General features: G+C 66.8%; 18 protein-coding genes. 13 read left to right on the top strand and 5 right to left on the bottom strand.

All coding sequences use genetic code 11. From position 1 onward, the window contains the following. Positions 1–10: 10 nt before the first annotated feature. Positions 11–985, bottom strand: coding sequence for a ketol-acid reductoisomerase (ilvC, locus tag CXG43_RS05320; RefSeq protein ID WP_101099004.1), 975 nt, complete (start codon positions 983–985; stop codon positions 11–13). A 523-nt stretch (positions 986–1,508) separates the two neighbouring features. On the opposite strand from ilvC, the gene ggt reads away from it, so the two are divergent. After that, positions 1,509–3,218 carry a gamma-glutamyltransferase gene (gene ggt, locus CXG43_RS05325; protein ID WP_101099035.1) on the top strand — a complete coding sequence of 570 codons (1,710 nt, stop codon included), beginning with the start codon at positions 1,509–1,511 and terminating at the stop codon, positions 3,216–3,218. 602 nt (positions 3,219–3,820) lie between these two features. Here the strand turns inward: ggt and CXG43_RS05330 are convergent. The 4 genes from CXG43_RS05330 to flgA form a co-directional block, all read right to left on the bottom strand. Next, positions 3,821–5,041, bottom strand: coding sequence for an ATP-binding protein (locus tag CXG43_RS05330; protein WP_101099005.1), 1,221 nt, complete (start codon positions 5,039–5,041; stop codon positions 3,821–3,823). Between the two features lie 91 nt (positions 5,042–5,132). Then, positions 5,133–5,471, bottom strand: coding sequence for a flagellar protein FlgN (locus CXG43_RS05335; RefSeq protein ID WP_101099006.1), 339 nt, complete (start codon positions 5,469–5,471; stop codon positions 5,133–5,135). Beyond that, the gene (flgM, locus tag CXG43_RS05340) at positions 5,468–5,770 is read right to left on the bottom strand and encodes a flagellar biosynthesis anti-sigma factor FlgM (protein ID WP_101099007.1); all 303 of its coding nucleotides are present in this window, start codon (positions 5,768–5,770) and stop codon (positions 5,468–5,470) included. The genes CXG43_RS05335 and flgM overlap by 4 nt, the downstream gene beginning before the upstream one ends. Before the next feature lie 76 nt (positions 5,771–5,846). Continuing rightward, entirely contained in the window at positions 5,847–6,503 is a 657-nt protein-coding gene (flgA, locus tag CXG43_RS05345; protein ID WP_101099036.1) for a flagellar basal body P-ring formation chaperone FlgA, read from the bottom strand. 103 nt (positions 6,504–6,606) lie between these two features. Between flgA and CXG43_RS05350 the strand changes: the two genes are divergently transcribed. The 12 genes from CXG43_RS05350 (at position 6,607) to flgL (ending at position 18,395) form a co-directional block, all read left to right on the top strand. Then, a complete protein-coding gene (locus tag CXG43_RS05350; protein WP_101099008.1) occupies positions 6,607–7,548 on the top strand; it encodes a chemotaxis protein in 942 nt (313 codons plus the stop codon). 249 nt (positions 7,549–7,797) lie between these two features. Beyond that, complete coding sequence (gene flgB / locus CXG43_RS05355; protein ID WP_042615442.1) at positions 7,798–8,193, top strand: flagellar basal body rod protein FlgB; 396 nt, start codon at positions 7,798–7,800, stop codon at positions 8,191–8,193. Between the two features lie 3 nt (positions 8,194–8,196). Next, positions 8,197–8,604: a flagellar basal body rod protein FlgC gene (gene flgC / locus CXG43_RS05360; protein ID WP_042615441.1), complete on the top strand. Its 408-nt coding sequence runs from the start codon at positions 8,197–8,199 to the stop codon at positions 8,602–8,604. A gap of 23 nt (positions 8,605–8,627) precedes the next feature. Then, positions 8,628–9,311: a flagellar hook capping FlgD N-terminal domain-containing protein gene (locus CXG43_RS05365; protein WP_101099009.1), complete on the top strand. Its 684-nt coding sequence runs from the start codon at positions 8,628–8,630 to the stop codon at positions 9,309–9,311. 31 nt (positions 9,312–9,342) lie between these two features. Further along, positions 9,343–10,566, top strand: coding sequence for a flagellar hook protein FlgE (gene flgE, locus CXG43_RS05370; RefSeq protein ID WP_101099010.1), 1,224 nt, complete (start codon positions 9,343–9,345; stop codon positions 10,564–10,566). 35 nt (positions 10,567–10,601) lie between these two features. After that, positions 10,602–11,351: a flagellar basal body rod protein FlgF gene (locus tag CXG43_RS05375; RefSeq protein WP_101099011.1), complete on the top strand. Its 750-nt coding sequence runs from the start codon at positions 10,602–10,604 to the stop codon at positions 11,349–11,351. Positions 11,352–11,484: 133 nt separating this feature from the next. After that, a complete protein-coding gene (gene flgG, locus CXG43_RS05380) occupies positions 11,485–12,270 on the top strand; it encodes a flagellar basal-body rod protein FlgG (RefSeq protein ID WP_042615437.1) in 786 nt (261 codons plus the stop codon). A gap of 13 nt (positions 12,271–12,283) precedes the next feature. Continuing rightward, positions 12,284–12,976: a flagellar basal body L-ring protein FlgH gene (gene flgH / locus CXG43_RS05385; RefSeq protein WP_101099012.1), complete on the top strand. Its 693-nt coding sequence runs from the start codon at positions 12,284–12,286 to the stop codon at positions 12,974–12,976. 11 nt (positions 12,977–12,987) lie between these two features. Then, complete coding sequence (locus CXG43_RS05390) at positions 12,988–14,106, top strand: flagellar basal body P-ring protein FlgI (RefSeq protein ID WP_101099037.1); 1,119 nt, start codon at positions 12,988–12,990, stop codon at positions 14,104–14,106. 1 nt (position 14,107) lies between these two features. Beyond that, positions 14,108–15,301: a flagellar assembly peptidoglycan hydrolase FlgJ gene (gene flgJ, locus CXG43_RS05395; RefSeq protein ID WP_101099013.1), complete on the top strand. Its 1,194-nt coding sequence runs from the start codon at positions 14,108–14,110 to the stop codon at positions 15,299–15,301. Between the two features lie 8 nt (positions 15,302–15,309). Next, positions 15,310–17,190, top strand: coding sequence for a flagellar hook-associated protein FlgK (gene flgK, locus CXG43_RS05400; RefSeq protein ID WP_101099014.1), 1,881 nt, complete (start codon positions 15,310–15,312; stop codon positions 17,188–17,190). Beyond that, positions 17,187–18,395 (top strand): flagellar hook-associated protein FlgL, encoded by a 1,209-nt coding sequence (gene flgL / locus CXG43_RS05405; RefSeq protein WP_101099015.1) that lies wholly within the window; start codon positions 17,187–17,189, stop codon positions 18,393–18,395. The genes flgK and flgL overlap by 4 nt, the downstream gene beginning before the upstream one ends.

Below are 18,395 nucleotides of genomic sequence, written 5' to 3' on the forward strand. Positions count from 1 at the left end.
GCTGCGTGGATTACGCAGCCTGGCCTTGCAGCCAGACCATCTTGGCGCGCAGTTCCTTGCCTACCTTCTCGATCGGATGGTCCAGGTCGGCCTGCTTGAACTTGTTGTAGTTCGGCAGCCCCGCTTCGTACTCGGCAACCCAGTTCTTGGTGAACGTACCGTCCTGGATGTCCTTCAGGACCTCCTTCATGCGCTCCTTGGTGCCGGCGTCGATGACCCGCGGGCCGCTGACGTAGTCCCCGTACTGCGCGGTTTCAGAGATGAACTCCAGCATCCGCGAGATGCCGCCTTCGTAGAACAGGTCCACGATCAGCTTCAGTTCGTGCAGCACTTCGTAGTACGCGATTTCCGGCTGGTAACCGGCTTCCACCAGCGTTTCGAAACCGGCCTGCACCAGCGCCGAGGCGCCGCCGCACAGCACTGCCTGTTCGCCGAACAGATCGGTTTCGGTCTCTTCCTTGAAAGTGGTCTGGATCAGGTTGGCACGCGCGCCGCCCAGGCCGGTGGCATAGGCCAGCGCATGCTTGGCGGCGTTCCCGCTCTTGTCCTGGTGCACGGCCCAGATGCACGGCACGCCGCGGCCGATTTCGTATTCGCGGCGGACCAGCGCGCCCGGGCCCTTCGGCGCGACCAGCACCACGTCCAGGTCGTCGCGCGGGGTGATCATGTCGAAGTGGACGTTCAGGCCGTGCGCGAACAGCAGCACCGCGCCCTGCTTCATGTTCGGTGCCAGCACGTCTTCGTACAGCTTCTTCTGCACCATGTCCGGGGTCAGCACGGCGACCAGGTCGGCATCCTTCACTGCCTCGGCCGGTGCCTTGACGGTGAAGCCATCGGCCTGGGCCTTGACTTCGGTCGGGCCGCCGGGCCGCAGGCCCACCACCACGTCGAAGCCGGATTCACGCAGGTTCAGTGCGTGCGCGCGGCCCTGGCTGCCGTAGCCGACGACAGCGATCTTGGTCTGGGGCAGGTCGTTGGTGCTCATCGTGGTGGTTCCTTGCAGAGGGGTCGGGTGAGGAGGAAGGGTGCTGCCATGTTCTGAAACGAAAAAACCCGCGCCGGGACCGGTGCGGGTTTTGATCGAGTACCTGTGTGTCTGTTGCTTACACGCTGGCTCGTCCCGCTCCGGTGGGCTGGCTAATAAGTACGAGTACGAGGAGCGAACGCAGCGAGGCGGCGCCGATGGCGGCGGGCTCGAAGTTCGTTGGCGGTGGCGTGTGGCGCTGCAACATGGGTCCGAGGAAAACATGCGGGCCAAGGTGTGTCAACCCTTGTCGACGGATGCGGATTGGTTGCCAATGAATCCACGCGGAAGCCTTGTGCCACCAGCATTGTTGCGCATGAAACCAGCACCGCGCTGCGCTGCGTAGCGAGCCGTTGGCGCCATTCGCGCAGTCGCGGGCGAGCCCGCGCGGCACGTCCATGACCTATGCCGGATACCCGGCAACGCGCAGACAGGCGACTATCGCGATATCCCTTTCCAGGAACTCCCCGACGTGACCCGACGACTGACCCGCTGCCTGCTGGCCGCTGCCCTGCTGGCGACGCTGCCCGCGCTTGCCCTCGCCGCTGATCGCGTGACGGGCCACGGTTTCGCCACCCGTTCGGAAGTGATCGCACCGCATGCGATGGCGGCGACGTCGCAGCCGCTGGCTACCCAGATCGCGCTGGACGTGATGAAAAACGGCGGCAGCGCAGTCGATGCCGCAATCGCCGCCAACGCGGCACTGGGGCTGATGGAACCCACCGGCAATGGCATCGGCGGCGACCTGTTCGCCATCGTATGGGATCCGAAAACCCAGCAGCTGCATGGCTACAACGGCTCCGGCCGCTCGCCGCGATCGCTCACCCTGGCCGAGTTCCAACGCCGCGGGCTGAAGGAAATCCCGGCCACCGGTCCGCTGCCGGTGTCGGTGCCTGGTGCGGTCGATGGCTGGTTCGCCCTGCACGAGCGTTTCGGCCGCAAGCCGATGGCCGACAACCTGGCGCCGGCCATCCGCTACGCACGCGAAGGCCATCCGGTGGCCGAGGTCATCGCGTATTACTGGGATCGCTCGGTGCCGCGCCTGTCGCAGTATCCCGGTTTCAAGGAACAGTTCACGATCAACGGCCACGCCCCGCGCAAGGGCGAGCTGTGGAAGAACCCGAATCTGGCCAACACGCTGCAGCAGATCGCCGATGGCGGCCGCGATGCGTTCTACAAGGGCGATATCGCGCGCACCATCGGCAGCTACTTCAAGGCCAACGGCGGTTACCTGAGCTTCGATGACATGGCCGCCCACCATGGCGAATGGGTCGATCCCGTGAGCAGCAACTACCGCGGTTACGACGTGTGGGAGCTGCCGCCCAACAGCCAGGGCATCGCCGCGCTGCAGATCCTCAACGTGCTGGAGGGCTACGATTTCTCGAAGATCCCCTTCGGCTCGGCCGAGCACGTGCACCTGTTCGTGGAAGCCAAGAAGCTGGCCTTCGCCGACCGCGCGCGCTTCTATGCGGACATGGCGTTCCAGCCGGCCGCGCCGGTGGCCAAGCTGATCTCGAAGGAGTATGCGGCCGAGCGCCGTGCGTTGATTTCGATGGACAAGGCACTGAAGGAAGTGCAGCAGGGCACGCCGAGGCAGCTGGAAGAGGGCGATACGATCTACATGACCGTCGCCGATGCCGACGGCATGATGGTGTCGCTGATCCAGTCCAACTACCGCGGCATGGGCAGTGGCATGGCGCCCCCGGGGCTCGGTTTCATCCTGCAGGATCGTGGTGAGATGTTCGTGCTGCAGAAGGGCCACCCGAACGGTTATGCGCCGGGTAAGCGTCCGTTCCAGACCATCATCCCCGGCTTCATCACCAAGGACGGCAAGCCGTATGCGAGCTTCGGCGTGATGGGCGGGGCGATGCAGCCGCAGGGGCATGCGCAGATCGTGATGAACCTGGTGGACTTCGGCATGAACCTGCAGGAAGCCGGTGATGCGCCGCGCATCCAGCACGAGGGGTCGACCGAGCCGACCGGCCAGGCCACGGCGATGAGCGACGGCGGGGAGGTCAACCTGGAAACCGGGTTTGCGTATGACACGATCCGCGCGCTGATGCGCAAGGGCCATCGCGTGGTGTTCGCCGACGGTCCGTATGGCGGCTACCAGGCGATTCTTCGCGATCCGGAAACGGGCGTGTACTACGGCGCATCCGAGAGTCGCAAGGATGGGCAGGCGGCGGGGTATTGAGGGATCGGTCGAACGGGTGGGACCCCCTCGCGGGTGGCTGCTTACAGCTCGCTACGTGTGGTTGGGGCCGGGCGGTGGGGCTGGTCGGGGGGCGGCAGAAGCTGCATCCATGCGGGCCTCGTTTCGCGCCATCCATGGCGCGGGTCCACGTCATCGCATTCGCGCTGCCGCTCCCACGCTTTGCTGCGCAAACCGCGGGCCCCGTCTCACCAACACCCACACCCCGCCGCTTCGCGGCCGCCCCTGACTCAGGGGCTCCCTCCACCCGACACCACACGGGCGCTCTGGTAGCGCCGAGCCATGCTCGGCGGAAATCATCAGATCCCATTCCCCCCACCATCCGCCGACCATGGGTCGGCGCTACCGAAGGTCCCATGGCCACCATGGACCTGTCGAAGGTGGGGCGGGGTGGGTTGGCGGGGACGCTCATCCGCATGGATGCGGATGGCGAGCCTCCATGGACGGATTCACGGCGATTCCCGCCAACCTACCCCGCCCCGCCCACAATCAGCCCTGCAGCTGTTGCTGTTGCTGTTGCTGTTGCTGTTGCTGTTGACGTCGCCTGAAGAGCAGGTGCCGGGCGCAGCCCGGCAACACACCACCTACCGTGGCTGCTTGATCGGCAGCACGATCCGGAACGTGGACCCCACCCCCGGCGTGCTGTCCAGGTCGATCCGGCCGTTGTGCTTGTTGATGATGCTGTAGGAGATCGACAGCCCCAGGCCGGTGCCGCTGCCCACCGGCTTGGTGGTGAAGAACGGATCGAAGATGCGCTGGCGCAGCTCCGGCGAAATGCCACCGCCGCTGTCCTGGAACTCCACCCACACGTGCTCGCCTTCCACCCCGGTACGCACGGTGATGACACCCCGTTCGGCAATCGCATGGCCTGCGTTGAGCAGCAGGTTCATGTAGACCTGGTTGAGCTCCGAAGGCAGGCACTCCACCAACGGCAGCTGGCCGAACTCACGGTGCAGTTCCACCTTGTACTTGAGTTCGTTCCAGATGATGTTGATGGTCGACTCCAGCCCGGAGTGCAGGTCGACCAGCTTCCACGACTCGTCACGCCCGGAATAGGAGAAGTCCTTCAGGTCGCGCACGATGCGCGTCACCCGCTCGATTCCCTCGCGCGACTCAGCCATCAACTGCGGCAGATCCCGGCTGATGAAGTCGATGTCGAGGCGATCGCGGATGTCATCGATTTCCGGGATCAACGTCTTCGGATCCGGCGCACGCAAAGCGCGCTCGTAGGCCTCGATCACCGTGAACAGGCTGCGCAGGTATTCCTGCAGGCTGCCCAGATTGGAATGCACGTAACCGATAGGGTTGTTGATCTCGTGCGCCACGCCCGCGGCCAGCTGGCCGATCGAAGCCATCTTCTCCGACTGCAGCAGCTTTTCCTGCGCGCCATTCAGCCGCAGATAGGCCTGGCGCAGCTCCGCGTGCCGCTGCTGGAGTTCGCGTTCGTAGTCTTCCTGGCCTTCGACCCGGCGGAACAAGCCCAGGTAATACCCTGCACCCTGATCACGGTGGTGGTAAAGCTGGGCGGTGACGACCGCTTCGCCCATCACCAGGCTGCCACTCCACTGCCCCTCGCGCCGCGCAACAGCCATCGCATCGGGCGGCAGCAGGGCGCGCAGCCGCTGCGCCGGACCGGCACCACTGGCCGGACCGGTGGCCAGCAACGCCTCCACCGCCGGATTGGCCAGGATCACTGAATCATCGTCGGTGAAAAGCAGCAGGCCTTCGCGCACCGGCGCAAGCAGCGCCTGCAGAAGCGCGGGCGAAGGGAGGGACGGCGTCGGGTTCGGGAAGGCGGCAGGCACGGGTGCTCGGCGTGGCAAGGATGAGTGCCACTATACGATGCCTGCAGATGCGGGCGAGCCGCAACACGGGTCGCCGTGCCGCCGGCCCGGATCAGGCGACGGCGAGCGGACGCCCGGCGGTCATCTGCTGGGACTGGCCCTTGCTGTCGTAAGCCGGCGCATCTTCGCTGCGGCCGAGCTGGCGCAACGCCCAGTTGACCTCGCGGCGTCGGCGCGACAGCAGCACACCGTTGGCGCGGTTGCGTTCGGCCAGTTCCTGCAACTGGCTGGATTCGCCGACCGGAAGCGCCTTGTCCAGTGCGCGCAGGGCGTCCAGCTTGGCCCCGGTGGCACGGATCAACGCATGCACATCGTGCGCGACCAACGCTTGGCGCTCGGCATCCAGGGCTTCGCTCAGCCGTTGCATGGGCTCGCTCATGGGCGTGCTCATCCCTGCAGCTGCTGGTCCAGATCAAGCATGCGCGATGCAATCGCTTCTGGATTGATCCGGTAGCTGCCGTTCTGCAGTGACTCACGCACCGCGGCCACGCGCTCGGCATCGATCGCCGGGGCGGCCGAAAGGCTGCGTTCCAGGGCTTGCAGGTTGGTGGCTTCACCGGTCAGCTTCAAGCTGTCGGCTGCCTGCACCGGACGCGCGGGCGCATCGGTACTGATGCCGGGCCGACTGGCCGGACCCACCGCGCGCAGGGTCTGCGCCGCCTGCAGGGTACCGTCGATTTTTTGGCTCATTGGAGCTCCAAGGGTTGCCGTACTGTAACGATAACGGCCACCGGACCGTGATCTTTAGGGGGTTTTGCGATTTTTTTCAGCGCGTCACTAAAACGTCGCCACTGGCGTCCACGGTGCCCTGCACTATCTTGCGCGAGGTCAGGTTCTCCACCGACAGGCGTTCGTTCTCGCCGGCATCGCCCAGCGCCTTGCCGGCCACCCGGACTTCCACCGATCCGCGCCGGGACACCAGCGCCACGCTGTCGCCGCGCCGGACCAGCCGCTGTGCGACCAGGTCAGAGGCGGACAGCAGGCTGCCCGCCTGCAGCGTCCGGCGTGCCACCCGGCCGACGGCAGCGGCGGGGTCGGCCAGCACGGCGCCGGCGATCCGCGCTGCATCACGCTGGGCAGTGGTCATATCGGCAGCAGCCAGCGTTTCTCCAGCGGCAATACCACGCGCCAGCACCAGCACGGTCTGCTCGCGGCGCACCTTCACCGGCACGAACAGGCGCCAGCCGCCGGCATCGGGGCAGCTCACTTCCACGGTGGTACTGGCGGTGGGCTGCGCGACCAGGCCCTGCGCGCAGGCCGGCAGGCGCAGCGCGTCGGCCACCACGGCCTCGCCCTGCTCGCCCGCGCCCAGTGTGGACAGTGCGGCCGTGCGGATGCTGTCCACCGGCTGCCACGAGGGCGCGGCCCCGGCGGGCGCGGCCATCGCCAGCATCAGCCAGCACATCGTCTTGAAGGATGGCATGCCACCTCCGGTCATGGGATCACCCGCCCTGCTGCAAGCGCCGTGCCAATGGCAACGCAGCCGCGCCGCTCAAGTCCATCGCCGGCGCGCCGATACAGCCTGCATGTCACATGACCTGCTCAACCGCATCGACCAACGCACCCGGCTGGCTGGACACAACCGGCTGGCCCTCCTGTTGTTCCGCCTGGGCGGACGCCAGCTTTTTGGCGTCAACGTGTTCAAAGTGCAGGAAGTGCTGCGGCGCCCTGCCCTGTTCCAGGTGCCAGGCCTGCCCAGCCAGTTCTCCGGCGTGGCCGATGTGCGCGGCCGCTCGGTGCCGGTGCTGGACCTTGGCGTGGCCATCGGCCATCCCGAGCGGGGCAACAACGGTGACGGCCCGGGCTATCTGGTGGTGACCGAGTTCAACCGGTCCATCCAGGGCTTCCTGGTCAGCGGGGTGGAGCGCATCGTCAACATCGCCGTACAGGACATCCATCCACCGCCGGAGCTGGGGGCCGAATCCAGTTATCTCACCGCGGTGACCCGCTTCCAGGGCGAGCTTATCCAGGTGATCGACGTGGAAAGCGTGCTGGCCGACATCGCCCAGACCCGCAGCGAAGCGGTACTCGACCCGGCGATGGCCCTGCCCGCCGACGCCCCGCCGATGCAGGTGCTGGTGGTGGACGACTCGCGCGTGGCGCGCCAGCAGATCCGCAGCGTGCTGGACCAGCTGGGCGTCGGCGCCACCCTGCTGTCCGACGGCAAGCAGGCGCTGGACCACCTGCTGCAGATCCACGCCGCCGGTGAAGACCCGGCCCAGCGCTACGCGATGGTGATCTCCGACATTGAAATGCCGGCGATGGACGGCTACACGCTGACCACAGAAATCCGCCGCCACCCGGGCCTGTCCGGGTTGTTCGTGCTACTGCACACCTCCCTTTCCGGCGTGTTCAACAACGCGATGGTCGAACGCGTGGGGGCCAACGCCTTCGTCGCCAAATATTCCCCGCACGAACTGGCCGACTTCGTCCTGGACCGCCTGCGCCGCGTCGCCGAAGCCGCCTGACCCCACGCCCCCCTGGCATCACCGCCGAGCACGGCCAAGCGCTAGCGTTCCCGCGTTCGATTAAATAATGCGGGGTGGCGGGCAGGCCTGGGCAGGACGCTGAGCCGCATGGATGCGGCGATGCAGCCTACACGGACGTACTTGCGGCGTGTCCTGCGCAGGCCTGCCCGCCACCACGCCCCCAGCCCAACGCCGCCGCTTTGGCACAAAGGTTGCAGCCTCCCCGGCACAGTTCCGTGGGAGCGCGCCATGTCCAACCTGATTTCCGACTACCTGGGTGTCCATGCCCAGGCCATGCCGTTGCGCGAGCAGCGCATGAAGCTGATCGCCAGCAACCTCGGCAACGCCGACACCCCCGGCTACAAGGCCCAGGACCTGGACTTCGACGCCGCCCTGCGCAGCGCCCAGGGCCAGTCCGGCAACGGCCTGATGGCCACCACTAACGAACAGCACCTGGCGATCGGCGGCGGCCTGAACCCGTTCCAGATCTCCCGTGAAGGCATCCAGCCCAACCTCGACGGCAACACCGTGGACCCGGACACCGAGCGCGCCGCCTACGGCCGTGCCGCGCTGGAATACCGGGCCTCGCTGAGCTTCGTCGAATCCAAGGTGCGCTCCATGCTCACCGCGATCACGGGGCAATAAACCATGAGCAACCTGCCGATCTTCGACATCGCCGGTTCCGCCCTGCAGGCGCAGTCGGTACGCATGAGCACCATCGCCTCCAACCTGTCCAACGCCGATTCGGTGGCTGGCTCGGCCGAAGCGGTCTACAAGCCGCTGGAACCGATCTTCCAGGCCGTCACCAGCCGCACCGATCCCAACATCACCACGGTGCAGGTCAAGGAAATCAGCCAGAGCAACGCGGCGCCGATCAAGCGCTACGAGCCCGGCCATCCACTGGCCGACGGCGATGGCTACATCTACCAGGCCGACGTCGACCCGGTCGCGCAGATGGTCAACCTGATCTCCACCTCGCGCAATTACCAGGCCGGCGTGGAAATGCTGAGCACCGCCAAAGAACTGGCCCTCGCCACGCTGACGATGGGCCGCTGAGGCGCGCCCGCAAGGATCTCTCCATGAGTACTGCCATCACCACCCAGTCCAGCCAGGACGTGTACGCCGCCCTCGGCCTTAACTCACCCAACAGCAGCGCCAGCAAGAAAAAAGACACGCTGGAGCAGGCCGACTTCCTGCGCCTGATGACCGAACAGCTGCAGCACCAGGATCCGCTGAAGCCGATGGACAACACCCAGATGGTCGCGCAGATGGCGCAGATGTCCACCGTGCAGGGCATCACCGACCTCAACACCACCGTGCAGGGCTTCCAGACCTCGATGGCCAGCGACCAGGTGCTGCGTGGCGCCGCGCTGGTGGGCCACGACGTGCTGGTGCCGTCGGAAAAGATGGTGCTGGAAGCTGAAGGCAGCGTCGGCGGCGTGGTCGCCGCGCCCAGCGCCGGCATGATCAACGTGGACATCACCGATGCCAACGGCTTGAAGGTCGCCCAGATCAGCGTGGAAGCCAGCGCCGCCGGCGAGACCAGCTTCGAATGGGACGGCAAGGACAGCAGCGGCAACCGCCTGCCACCCGGCAACTATTCGCTGGTGGCCAACCACACCGATGCCGCCGGCGCGCAGACCAAGCTCGGCACCTACGTGGAGGCGCCGGTGGAAAGCGTGACCGTCGGTTCCGACGGCCTGTACCTGAATCTCAAGGGATTGGGCGCCGCCCCGATCGACTACGTGCTCCGCATCAGCTGAGCCCCCAGACCGAATAATCGAGGAGTCCACCATGGCTTTCAATGTCTCGCTGTCCGGCATCAACGCCGCCAACACCGACCTCAGCGTCACCGCCAACAACGTCGCCAACGTCAACACGACCGGCTTCAAGCAGTCGCGCGCCGAATTTGCCGATCTGTTTTCGGCCACCAGCTATGGCCTGTCACGCAACGCGGTGGGCTCCGGCGCACGCGTGTCCAACGTGGCCCAGCAGTTCAGCCAGGGCAACAACAGCCAGACCGGGCGCAGCCTGGACCTGGCCGTGTCCGGCGAAGGCTTCTTCACCATGAGCATGAACGGCCAGCGCACCTACTCGCGCGCCGGCAATTTCCAGACCGATGCGCAGGGCTTCGTGATCAACCCGGCCGGTGCACGCCTGCAGGTGTTCACCCCCAACGCCGATGGCACGACCTTCGATTCCGGTCGCCTGACCGACCTGCGCCTGCTGACCACCGACAGCCCGCCCAAGCAGACCGGCAGCGTGCAGCTGGCCTTCACCCTGCCGGCCAACAGCAGCCAGCCCACCGTGACCCCGTTCGACCCGACCGATTCGAACAGCTACAGCCAGTCCAGCGGCGGCGTGACGGTGTATGACTCGCTCGGTGTCAGCCACACCCAGACCTCGTATTTCGTCAAGGGCACCGCTGCCAACGAGTGGCAGGTGTACAACTACGTCGACGGCCAGGCCGCCGGCGCACCGACCACGCTGCAGTTCAACGAGAGCGGCGCGCTGGTTGCCCCGGCCAACGGCAGGATCACCCTGGACGGCTTCACCCCGGCCACCGGCGCCGGCCAGCTCAACCTGACCCTGGACGTGGCCGGGTCGACCCAATACGGCGAGAAGTTCGCCCTGCGCAATTTCCAGCAGGATGGCTACGCGGCCGGCAAGCTCAACGAGATCAGCGTCTCCGAACAGGGCGTGGTCTATGCGCGCTATTCCAATGGCGATGACAAGGCGCTGGGCCAGGTCGCACTGACCAACTTCAACAATGCCCAGGGACTGCAGTCGACCGGTGACAACATGTGGGTGGAAACCTTCGCCTCGGGCTCGCCGCGCACCGCCGCTCCGGACACCTCCGACCTCGGCAAGATCCAGGCCGGCGCCCTGGAATCGTCCACCGTGGACCTCACCGAGCAGCTGGTGAACATGATCGTGGCCCAGCGCAACTTCCAGGCCAATTCGCAGATGCTCAGCACCCAGGACCAGGTCACCCAGACCATCATCAACATCCGTTGATGATGGCCGGCTGACCGCAGCACGGAGCTTCCCCCATGGACAAGGCCCTCTACGTCGCGATGACCGGCGCCCGCGCCTCCCTGCAGGCACAGGGCACGGTGTCGCACAACATCGCCAACACCGATACGCCGGGCTTCAAGGAAGCGCTGGCCAACACCGAGGCCTTCGCGATCCGCGGGCAGGGTTTCGCTTCGCGCGTGGACGCCATCCATGTCGATGCCGGCTTCAACCGGCGCGTCGGTGCCCAGCACATCACCGGCAATCCGCTTGACCTGTCCCTGCAGGCCGGCAGCTGGCTGACCGTGCAGGCACCGGGCGGTGGCGAGGCCTACACCCGCGGTGCGGCGCTGTCGCTGACCCCGAACGGCCAGCTGGTCACCGCCGGCGGCCACGCGGTGCTGGATGAAAACGAAAACCCGATCGCCATTCCGCCGCACCAGGCGATGGAAATCGGCAACGACGGCACCATCTCGATCATCCCGCTCGGCGAGGGTCCGCAGACGATGGCGGTGATCGGCCGGATCAAGGTGGTGGCGGCAGATGACGCGCGGCTGGAACGCGGGCTCGATGGCCTGTTCCGCAACACCGATCCGCAGCAGCCGTTCGTGCAGACCCAGGGCAAGGCACTGGAAAGCGGCCAGCTGGAAGGCAGCAACGTGGACGCCGCCGGTGCGCTGGTGCAGATGATCCAGCTGCAGCGGCAGTACGAAATGCAGGTCAAGGTGATCAAGCACGGCGACGAAAACGCACGCAGCGCCAATAGTCTGCTGCGGCTGAACGGCTGAGTTCACGCCGACGACGGAATACCGGCGCGCCGCAATGGCACGCCGCTTGCAGTACCCCTGGTGAAGCACCTGCGAGCGTTCGCAGGTACCTGCCCCGCCCCGCTGGGCCGGACACCACGCAGAGGACCCGACCATGAACCAGGCACTGTGGATCGCCAAGACCGGACTGGACGCGCAGCAGACGCGCATGTCGGTGGTATCCAACAACCTCGCCAACACCAACACGACCGGCTTCAAGCAGGACCGTGCCAGTTTCGAGGACCTGCTGTACCAGCAGGTGCGCCAGCCTGGCGGTGCCACGTCGGCGCAGACGCAGTTGCCGACCGGCCTGCAGCTGGGAACCGGCGTGCGCGTGGTGGCCACCGCCAAGAACTTCGAACAGGGCAGCCAGCAGCAGACCGGGCGCGCACTGGACGTGATGGTCAACGGCCGCGGCTTCTTCGAAGTATCCATGCCCGATGGCAGCTCGGCCTATACCCGCGACGGCTCGTTCAAGGTCAACCAGGACGGCGAGCTGGTCACCAACAGCGGTTACCCGGTGCAGCCGGGCATCCAGATCCCGGAAGGCGCACAGACGCTGACCATAGGCAGCGACGGCACGGTCAGCGTGAAGATGGCCGATGACGCGGCCACCGTGGAGATCGGCGCGCTGACCCTGACCGACTTCATCAACCCCGCCGGCCTGCAGTCGCGCGGCGAGAACCTGTACCTGGAGACCACCGCATCCGGTCCGGCACAGAACGGCAATCCCGGCCTCAACGGGCTGGGCAACGTGGTCCAGGGCGCACTGGAAGGCAGCAACGTCAACGTGGTGGAAGAGCTGGTTTCGATGATCGAAACCCAGCGCGCCTACGAAATGAATGCCAAGGCCATTTCCACGACCGACTCGATGCTCGGCTACCTCAACAACAACGTCTGATCGGACCGCCATCATGCTGCCAGCCGCTACCCTCGCCCGCCTGACCTCCGCTGCCGCCGCCATCGCGATGCTGGGCGGCTGCGTGATCGCCGGCGACGTGCGCCCCTACCCGGCCCTGGCGCCGGTACAGCCGGTGATGCCGCCGCAGGCCCAGGCAACGGCCGGGGCGATCTACGCCGCCGGTCCCTCGCTGCAGCTGTATTCGGACCGCCGCGCACGCGATGTCGGCGACCTGCTGACGATCACCCTGCTGGAAAACACCCAGGCACAGATGAGCGCGAACACCGCCACCAGCAAGGAATCCGAGCTGGCCATCGGCACCCCGACCATCTTCGGCGCACCGGTCACCCTGGGCGGCAAGGACATCCTGTCGGCCACCGCGAATGGGTCGCGGGATTTCACCGGCCGCGGCAACAGTGCACAGAGCAACCGCCTGCAGGGCAACGTGACGGTCACGGTGATGCAGCGCCTGCCCAACGGCAACCTGGTGGTGCAGGGCCAGAAGAACCTGCGCCTGAACCAGGGCGATGAGCTGGTGCAGGTGCAGGGCATCGTACGCGCCGCCGACATCGCACCGGACAACACCATTCCCTCCAGCCGCGTGGCCGATGCCCGCATCGTCTACGGCGGACGTGGCGCGGTGGCGCAGTCCAATGCGATGGGCTGGCTGAGCCGCTTCTTCAACTCCGGCCTGGCGCCGTTCTGAGCATGCCTGCCATGAACCTCCTCACTTTTTCTGCCCGCCTGTTGATCGCGGCCCTGGTCGTTGCCGGTGCCGCGTTGCCGGCGCATGCCGAACGCATCAAGGACCTGGCCCAGGTCGGCGGCGTGCGTGGCAATGCGCTGGTGGGCTACGGCCTGGTGGTCGGCCTGGATGGCAGCGGTGACCGCACCAGCCAGGCACCGTTCACCGTGCAGAGCCTGAAGAACCTGCTCGGCGAGCTGGGCGTCAATGTTCCGGCGAACGTCAATCCGCAGCTGAAGAACGTCGCCGCCGTGGCGATCCACGCCGAGCTGCCGCCGTTCGCCAAGCCGGGCCAGCCGATCGACATTACCGTCTCCTCGATCGGCAATGCGGTGTCGCTGCGCGGTGGTTCGCTGCTGATGGCCCCGCTGAAGGGCGCCGACGGCCAGGTCTACGCGATCGCCCAGGGCAACCTGATCGTCGGCGGTTTCGGCGCACAGGGCCGCGACGGCTCGCGGGTGTCGGTCAACGTGCCCAGCGTGGGCCGCATCCCCAATGGCGCCACCGTCGAGCGCGCGCTGCCGGATGTGTTCGGCGCGGCCGGCGAGATCACCCTGAACCTGCACAAGAACGACTTCACCACCGTCTCGCGCATGGTCGCCGCACTCAACAACGCCTTCGGCGAAGGCGCTGCCCGCGCCGTCGACGGCGTCACCGTCGCGGTCAACGCGCCGACCGATCCGGGCGCCCGCATCGGCCTGCTGGCACGCATCGAAAGCCTGGAGCTGACCCCGGGCGCGGCATCGGCGAAGGTGGTGGTCAACTCGCGCACCGGTACGGTGGTGATCGGCCAGCAGGTCCGCGTGGGCGCTGCCGCGATCTCGCACGGCTCGCTGACAGTCACCATCCAGGAAGGCACCAATGTCAGCCAGCCCAATGCGCTGGCGGGCGGCCAGACCGTGGTGAGCCCGCAGTCCACCATCACCGCCACCAACGATGGCAGCCGCATGTTCAAGTTCAACGGCGGCACCTCGCTGGATGAAATCGTGCACGCGGTAAATGCCGTGGGCGCCGCCCCGGGTGACCTGATCGCGATCCTTGAAGCCCTCAAGCAGGCCGGCGCGCTGAGCGCCGAGCTCGAGGTGATCTGACATGCGCATCCAGCCCTCCTTCGAGCTCAATCCTTCGCAGCGCAACGATCCGGCCCAGGTCGACAAGGTCGCGCGCCAGCTTGAAGGACAGTTCGCGCAGATGCTGGTCAAGAGCATGCGCGATGCCAGTTTCGGTGACTCGCTGTTCCCCGGCGAAAACACCATGTTCCGCGAGATGTACGACCAGAAGATCGCCGAGTCGATGACCCGCGGCAAGGGCCTGGGGCTGTCGGCGGTGATCAGCCGCCAGCTTTCCGGCGCTGCGGCGGACGGCCCGGCACTGGATGGGCGCATCAACGCCACCGAAGCCACCCGCGCCTACCAACTCAACGCCCCGGCCGCCGACGCGCCGGCGATGCCGCTGGAAGACGCCGACCAGGCCGTGCGCATGCTGCAGCAGATGGCCGCGGGCAGCTCGCCGCGCCTGTTGCAGCCGATGGAGCAGACCCTGGACCTGATCGCCGGGCGCGACAGCAGCAGCATGCACCAGGCGCTGGGCAGCAGCGATCCGTATGCCGCGCAGACGCTGGCCGCGCCGGCACCGGTGGCGGCCGAAGACCAGTGGGCGGCAACAGCAACCAACCGCGGCACCGGCCCATCGGCGATCGATACGCTGGCCAGCAGTTCGGCCGTGGCGCGCCTCGGCTCGCACACCCCCGAAGGCTTCGTCGCCGGCATCTGGGCACACGCACAGACCGCGGCCAAGGAACTCGGCGTGGATGCGCGTGCGCTGGTCGCGCAGGCCGCGCTGGAAACCGGCTGGGGCAAGCGCCAGATCACCCACGGCGATGGCCGTACTTCGCACAATCTGTTCGGCATCAAGGCCACCGGCTGGAGCGGCGACCGCGCCACCGTGGGCACCCACGAATATGTGAATGGCGCACGCCGCAACGAAACCGCCAGTTTCCGCAGCTACAGCTCGCCGGCCGAAAGCTTCGCCGACTACGTGCGCCTGCTGAAGAGCAACCCGCGCTACCAGAAGGCACTGGAAGCCGGCACCGACGTGCGCGGCTTCGCGCGCGGGCTGCAGCAGGCCGGCTATGCGACCGACCCGTCGTACGCCAACAAGATCGCCAGCATCGCTGGCGGCCCGACCATCGAACGCGCGGTCGCCGCCATCGGCGATGCCGGCGCGCAGTTGGGTCGCACCTTCGCCAGCACTGCCCAGGCAGCGCTGGGCACCGCCCGTCGCTGAGGAACCCCATGACCAGCGTGCTCTCTACCGGTACCAGTGCCCTGCTCGCCTTCCAGCGCGCACTGGCCACCACCAGCCACAACGTGGCCAACATCAACACCGTTGGCTACAGCCGGCAGCGCGTGGACTTCGCCACCGCCGATCCGCAGCAGATGGGCTACGGCACCGTTGGCAACGGCACCCGAATCGCCGATATCCGGCGCGTTGCCGACCAGCTGGCGATCTCCCGGCTGCTCGACGGCAGCGGCGAACTGGCCCGGCTGAAGCAGCTGTCCACCATGGCCGACCGCGTGGATTCGCTGTTCTCCGATGCCTCCACAAACGTAGCCGGGGTGTGGTCGAACTTCTTCGATTCGGTCAGCGGACTGTCTTCCAACGCGTCGGCCACCGCTGACCGCCAGAACGTGCTGGACAGCGCCAACACGCTGGCCAATCGCTTCCGCCAGCTCAATACCAGCCTGGACAGCCTCAACAGCGAGGTCAACAACGGCATCAGCGCAGCAGCCACCGAGATCAACCGGCTGGCCGCGGAAGTGGCGCAGATCAACGGCGCCATCGGCAGCAACGCCGCCAATGCCGCACCGGACCTGCTGGATCGCCGTGACCAGCTGATCGCCAGCCTGGTCGGCTACACCGGCGGCAACGCGGTGATCCAGGACGGCGGCTTCATGAACGTCTACACCGCCGGCGGCCAGGCGCTGGTGGTCGGCAGCACCGCCAGCAAGGTCACCACGGTTACCGATGCCTACCAGCCCGAGCGCCTGCAACTGGCGCTGGAAACCCAGGGCGCCAAGGTGGTGCTGGATTCGAAGGCACTCGGCGGGCAGGTGGGCGGGCTGATGGAGTTCCGCGAAACCGTGCTGACCCCGGCCCAGGCCGAACTGGGCAAGCTGGCGGTGGGCCTTGCGACCACCTTCAACGACACCCACCGCAACGGCGTGGATCTGTACGGACAGATGGGCACCGACCTGTTCAACATCGGCAGCCCGCGCATTACCGACAACACCGCCAACACCGGCAATGCGACGATCCAGGCCAGCTTCGGCGACCTGTCCAAGCTGGATGCGCAGAACATCGTGCTGCGCTTCGACGGTACCCAGTGGCAGGCCAACCGCGCCGACACCGGTGCGGCAATCCCGCTGACCGGCAGCGGCAGTGCGGCCGATCCGCTGGTGATCAACGGCGTGCAGATGGTGGTCGGTGGCACCCCGGCGGCCAATGACCGCTTCCTGCTGCAGCCGACCGCCAACGTGGCCGGCAGCATGAGCGTGGCGATCACCGATCCGTCGCGGCTGGCCGCGGCCGCGCCGATCAAGGGGGCGGCGGCGACCGCCAACACCGGCACCGGCAAGCTCACCGACGTCAAGGTGGCCGACGCCGCCAATGCAGCGCTGCGCAACCCGGCCGCGATCGTGTTCACCGCCGCCGGCCAGTACACCATCGACGGCGCCGGCCCGTTCGCCTACACCGCTGGCCAGACGATCACCGCCAATGGCTGGAGCTTCGTGCTGGATGGCGCGCCCAAGCCGGGCGACACCTTCAACATCACCCCGGTCGGTGCCGGTTCGTCTGACAACAGCAACGCGCTGGCACTGGCAAAGGTGGAGGACGCCAAGACCTTCAACAGCGGCACCGTCACCCTCAATGGCGCGTTGGGTGGGCTGACCACGCAGGTCGGCGCGGCCGCACGTTCGGCGCAGTACTCGCTGGATGCGCAGCAGGTGATCACCGACCAGGCGCAGGCCGCGCGGGATTCGGTATCCGGGGTCAACCTGGACGAAGAAGCAGCGGACATGCTCCGCCTGCAGCAGGCCTACCAGGCAGCGTCCCAGCTGATTTCCACCGCCGACACCATGTTCCAGACCATCCTCGGAGCCGTCTCGCGATGAATGACCGTATTTCCACCGGGATGATGTTCAGCCAGTCGGTTTCGCTGATGCTGGGCAAGCAGTCCAAGATCAACCACCTGGAACAGCAGATCGCCACCGGCAGCAAGATCGTGTCGGCCAAGGACGATCCGGTCGCTGCCGGCACCGCCGTCGGGCTGGACCGCGTGGTGGCCGGGCTGGAGCAGCTCGGCAAGAACGCCAACAACGCGCAGAACCGCCTGGGCCTGCAGGAAAACGCCTTGGCCCAGGCCAATGAACTGATGACCCGCGCGGTCGAGCTGAGCATCCAGGCCAACACGCCGGTGCCCGGCAACACCGATCTCAAGGCGATCGTCAGTGAGCTGAAAACCATCCAGGACAGCCTGCTGTCGCTGGCCAACAGCAAGGACGGCAGCGGTCGTTACCTGTTCGGTGGCAGCAACGATTCGGACGCGCCGTTCCTCAAGGCCGGCGGCACGGTCAGCTATGTCGGTGACCAGACCCAGCGCCAGGTGGAAGTGGCACCCGGCCAACTGGTCAACGATGCCCTGCCCGGCAGCGAGATCTTCATGCGCATCCGTACCGGCGATGGCACGGTGGACGCCAGCGCGGCCGCCGGCAACACCGGCAGCGGCCTGCTGACCTCGGTCAGCCGCGATGGCAGCGCGGACTGGGACGGCGGCGCGCTCAACGTGCGCTTCACTGCCGCCGGCGAAGGCGCCTACGAGGTGCTGGACGCTACCGGCGAGGTGGTGGCCACCGGCACCCACACCAAGGGCGAAGACATCGTGGTCGGCGGCGTGCGCCTGCGCATCGAAGGGGCACCGGCCGCCGGTGACAGCTTCGACGTGGTGGCCTCCAGCTCGCGCGACATCTTCGCCACGATGGACACGCTGATCGGTGCACTGGAATCGGATCCGCAGACCGCGGCCGACCGCACCGGCATGCAGAACCTGCTGCAGTCGAGCATGCGTGACATCACGCGTGCTTCGGAAAACATGATCGATGCACGGGCCAAGGGCGGTGCGCAGCTGGCCGCCATCGACGACGCCGCCAGCGCACGCGACGCCACCGCCGTAACCGTAAAGAGCACCCTTTCCACCCTGCGCGACCTGGACTACGCCGATGCCATCGGCCAGTACAAGCTCGAAAACGCGGCCCTGCAGGCCGCGCAGACGATCTTCAGCCAGATGCAGGCGATGTCCTTGTTCAACAGTATCCGCTGA

This window comes from Stenotrophomonas sp. Bg11-02, from assembly GCF_002836635.1.
GTDB lineage: Bacteria > Pseudomonadota > Gammaproteobacteria > Xanthomonadales > Xanthomonadaceae > Stenotrophomonas > Stenotrophomonas lacuserhaii.

What these genes read in the sequence shown, in the direction of transcription:
- CXG43_RS05390 (WP_101099037.1), top strand. Translation starts at nt 12,988, where the DNA reads ATGAACCTCCTCACTTTTTCTGCCCGCCTGTTGATCGCGGCCCTGGTC.
- CXG43_RS05350 (WP_101099008.1), top strand. Translation starts at nt 6,607, where the DNA reads ATGTCACATGACCTGCTCAACCGCATCGACCAACGCACCCGGCTGGCT.
- flgC (WP_042615441.1), top strand. Translation starts at nt 8,197, where the DNA reads ATGAGCAACCTGCCGATCTTCGACATCGCCGGTTCCGCCCTGCAGGCG.
- ilvC (WP_101099004.1), bottom strand. Translation starts at nt 985, where the DNA reads ATGAGCACCAACGACCTGCCCCAGACCAAGATCGCTGTCGTCGGCTAC.
- CXG43_RS05375 (WP_101099011.1), top strand. Translation starts at nt 10,602, where the DNA reads ATGGACAAGGCCCTCTACGTCGCGATGACCGGCGCCCGCGCCTCCCTG.
- flgB (WP_042615442.1), top strand. Translation starts at nt 7,798, where the DNA reads ATGTCCAACCTGATTTCCGACTACCTGGGTGTCCATGCCCAGGCCATG.
- flgE (WP_101099010.1), top strand. Translation starts at nt 9,343, where the DNA reads ATGGCTTTCAATGTCTCGCTGTCCGGCATCAACGCCGCCAACACCGAC.
- flgL (WP_101099015.1), top strand. Translation starts at nt 17,187, where the DNA reads ATGAATGACCGTATTTCCACCGGGATGATGTTCAGCCAGTCGGTTTCG.
- flgA (WP_101099036.1), bottom strand. Translation starts at nt 6,503, where the DNA reads ATGCCATCCTTCAAGACGATGTGCTGGCTGATGCTGGCGATGGCCGCG.
- flgM (WP_101099007.1), bottom strand. Translation starts at nt 5,770, where the DNA reads ATGAGCCAAAAAATCGACGGTACCCTGCAGGCGGCGCAGACCCTGCGC.
- flgK (WP_101099014.1), top strand. Translation starts at nt 15,310, where the DNA reads ATGACCAGCGTGCTCTCTACCGGTACCAGTGCCCTGCTCGCCTTCCAG.
- flgH (WP_101099012.1), top strand. Translation starts at nt 12,284, where the DNA reads ATGCTGCCAGCCGCTACCCTCGCCCGCCTGACCTCCGCTGCCGCCGCC.
- CXG43_RS05365 (WP_101099009.1), top strand. Translation starts at nt 8,628, where the DNA reads ATGAGTACTGCCATCACCACCCAGTCCAGCCAGGACGTGTACGCCGCC.
- CXG43_RS05335 (WP_101099006.1), bottom strand. Translation starts at nt 5,471, where the DNA reads ATGAGCACGCCCATGAGCGAGCCCATGCAACGGCTGAGCGAAGCCCTG.
- flgG (WP_042615437.1), top strand. Translation starts at nt 11,485, where the DNA reads ATGAACCAGGCACTGTGGATCGCCAAGACCGGACTGGACGCGCAGCAG.
- flgJ (WP_101099013.1), top strand. Translation starts at nt 14,108, where the DNA reads ATGCGCATCCAGCCCTCCTTCGAGCTCAATCCTTCGCAGCGCAACGAT.